The sequence below is a fragment of the Aliikangiella maris genome (assembly GCF_040719265.1).
In the GTDB taxonomy this organism is placed as follows: domain Bacteria; phylum Pseudomonadota; class Gammaproteobacteria; order Enterobacterales; family Kangiellaceae; genus Aliikangiella; species Aliikangiella maris.
On sequence record NZ_JBFDAH010000078.1, the window covers coordinates 1 to 2,642 of the forward strand.

General features: G+C 38.5%; 4 protein-coding genes. 1 reads left to right on the top strand and 3 read right to left on the bottom strand.

Translation table 11 applies throughout. The annotated features are described in order from the left end of the window. Positions 1-183: 183 nt before the first annotated feature. From ABVT42_RS21940 to ABVT42_RS21950, 3 genes are all read right to left on the bottom strand, one after another. Positions 184-693 carry a hypothetical protein gene (locus tag ABVT42_RS21940; RefSeq protein WP_367024469.1) on the bottom strand — a complete coding sequence of 170 codons (510 nt, stop codon included), beginning with the start codon at positions 691-693 and terminating at the stop codon, positions 184-186. Between the two features lie 292 nt (positions 694-985). After that, entirely contained in the window at positions 986-1,351 is a 366-nt protein-coding gene (locus tag ABVT42_RS21945) for a hypothetical protein (protein WP_353898185.1), read from the bottom strand. A 5-nt stretch (positions 1,352-1,356) separates the two neighbouring features. Then, complete coding sequence (locus ABVT42_RS21950; protein ID WP_353898186.1) at positions 1,357-1,863, bottom strand: peptidoglycan recognition protein family protein; 507 nt, start codon at positions 1,861-1,863, stop codon at positions 1,357-1,359. Between the two features lie 148 nt (positions 1,864-2,011). Between ABVT42_RS21950 and ABVT42_RS21955 the strand changes: the two genes are divergently transcribed. Next, positions 2,012-2,545, top strand: coding sequence for a hypothetical protein (locus ABVT42_RS21955; protein WP_367024472.1), 534 nt, complete (start codon positions 2,012-2,014; stop codon positions 2,543-2,545). The last annotated feature ends 97 nt before the right edge of the window (positions 2,546-2,642 follow it).

A 2,642-nucleotide genomic window follows, 5' to 3' on the forward strand; every position in this document is an offset into this window, starting at 1 on the left:
AGTCGTTATGTTTGATCGCGAAATGAGATTGCGCAGCCGGAACTCACCATTTAAAATGCTTCTGCGCATGATTGGCTGATAAAAAATCAATGGATTTTTCTTTTTTCAGGGGCGACTACTTACATAATGCCCCCGCTTTTTGAGCAATTACCTTACATAATGCCCCCGCTTTTTGAGCAATTACTATCCTTTGAAGCGGGCTCCAGTTGGCACAATGGGTGGTTTTAATAGGATGGTTTGTGTTACGTCAAGTTGAGATTTCTTTGGGTTAGGGATTTGAGTTCGACGACTTCTCGAATTTTGATATTCTGTATCCGTCGAGGCAATCAAGCTCGGTTTTAGCTTCGGCCTTTCAGGCCTTCTGGTTAGCCGTGTATTTTCTGACTTGAGTAACTGACACTCATCATAATAACGTTGTGCCATCTCTTGCAAAACTTCGATTATATTAAACAGGCGATGTTCCAGCCAACTGCTACCATATCGAGGGGCTAAATCATGGGGAATACTTATCTTGCCATCTTTTAGAAAGACTAATTTCCGACTATCTGTATTACCATCAGTTAAATAACTCATGCTTTTTATTATGCCATTAACTGAATCTTTTAAATGTGATCGATTTTCGCCAATTAAATTGATCTTTTTCTGATTTTCTTGTGATCGATTGCTTACATAATGCCCCCGCTTTTTGAGCAATTACTTTTTCAGCCGCTTAATCGACGTTGGCGTGAGGCGATTACAGCACTTTAAAAACTAAAAGGCCTTGTCAATTTTAACAAGGCTTTGAATTTATATATTGTAAAATAAACCCGCCCCCTTATCATTCTAGTCGAAAAAAAAGTAGAAAGTTGATGAGGCTTTCTACTTTAATGTTTTTTTTGAGTAGACTGTCCGCTATTGGTTTTCTATTCTCTTAATGAATTTGATGTGAAGTCATTTTGGTGATTATTTTTAATTGCTGAGAGAGGATGGCTATATCCCTTTCTTTTTACCCACCAAATAAGAGATTACAATTATCACAAGCCCAGTACTGTACTTTACTCCCACAAATCAATTCCCCAGTACCACCAGCTCTAATTTCCCAATCACAACTCTCATTTTTGATTGTCGCTTTTCCTCTAACAAAACAGGGAAGATAGTCAAATTGATCGTGAAGTTTTTTGAAACTCACTTGTTTAGCTTTTTGAAAAAAGCTATTTGCCTGCTCCTTATTTAGCTGAAAGTCAGAGCAGAATTCCGCTTGATTAGCGTCTGTGCCGTAGCTCGAAATTTCATCAATGTTAACGGTATTTAGTTTATTGGGGGCAGAGCAAGAGGTAAGAATAAATAAATATACTAGTAATTGATTTTTCATAGCATTTACCAAGTGGCTGATTTTGCTTCAGATTCCATTTTATAAGATACCTCAGGATGACGATACACATCAACTTTAGTTAAAGTAAAGTGAGTCAATAATTCACCTACCAGCCAGGTTAAAGATTTATTTTGAAGCATGTTAATTGTTTCATAAGATTTTGTTTTAACATCATAGCTCCCAACAATTTCTATACCTAAAGAGTCTATGTTGAGGGGGTAACGATCTGGGTATGATTTTGCTTTTTCGAGATTGTGTACATCTTTAATTCGAACACCATAACTTTTACCTTTGGCAAAAAGCAAATTGGTGATAGCCTTAATATCAGCTTTGGCGCAGAGTTTTGATTGGTAACATTTAGAGCGGATTTTTCCTACGTGATAGCATTTTTTACTTACATGTGCGGTTTGATAAATAGTGCCTTTTTTATCAATTAGAAAGTGAGCTCCGTGCCCACCTTTGCTATAAGAATTAAAAGTACTACTTGATGTGGTTGCACCTGTTTGATGGATAACTAAATGTGATTTCCCACATTAATGTCGAACCATTCAATCCTTTTCAGCCAAATTAACATCATCACTCAATTCTTCTTTATAACGTGAATTCGGGAAACTTAATTTTTCTGTAGAATTTTGACCTTTTGATTTTCGGTTGATTTTTATGCAGACATTTTTTTCTTCACTTTCTCAGCTCGAACAGTTTACCGCTTCACTGGAATCACAGGCTTCAGCTTATGTCTGTCAATTTTGCTCACAAAACAGCCAATGGGTTTCACATGGCTATGTGTATAAACAACGTGACTACCGCCAGCGAGATATTGTCGGTAAACGGATGATTTGCAGTCAACGTTATGGACGCAGTGGTTGTGGTCGTACTCGTCAGCTCTATTTGCAACAGGTTGTTCCGGGTCGGCATTATTTATTAACGACATTGCTGGCTTTTATCAAGAGCTTGCTCAGTGGTTCCACGGTTAAGCACGCCTGGCAAGCGGCAACAGCCAAACCCCATCAAGAGCCCAGACAAGCCTGGCGTTGGCTGAATGCTTTAATCAAGCAGCAGGGACTATTTCGGACCTTTATCAAAAGCCGTCCTTTTTCAGAACCCCCCTTGCGAAGCTTTTCCTCTCGCCGCTTTAATATTCTCTTACCCACTATCAACCAGTTACTACACGCCATAACTTTATATTTTAATTGATGAAGCGCATTTACTCGATTTATCGGTGCTCAGAAAATTGCGTTTATTGTTCGAACGCTTCCCTAAAAATCATAACCTGGTGCTACTGGGTCAACCT

Coding starts and splice junctions, on each gene's coding strand:
- ABVT42_RS21945 (WP_353898185.1), bottom strand. CDS start 1,351: ATGAAAAATCAATTACTAGTATATTTATTTATTCTTACCTCTTGCTCT.
- ABVT42_RS21955 (WP_367024472.1), top strand. CDS start 2,012: ATGCAGACATTTTTTTCTTCACTTTCTCAGCTCGAACAGTTTACCGCT.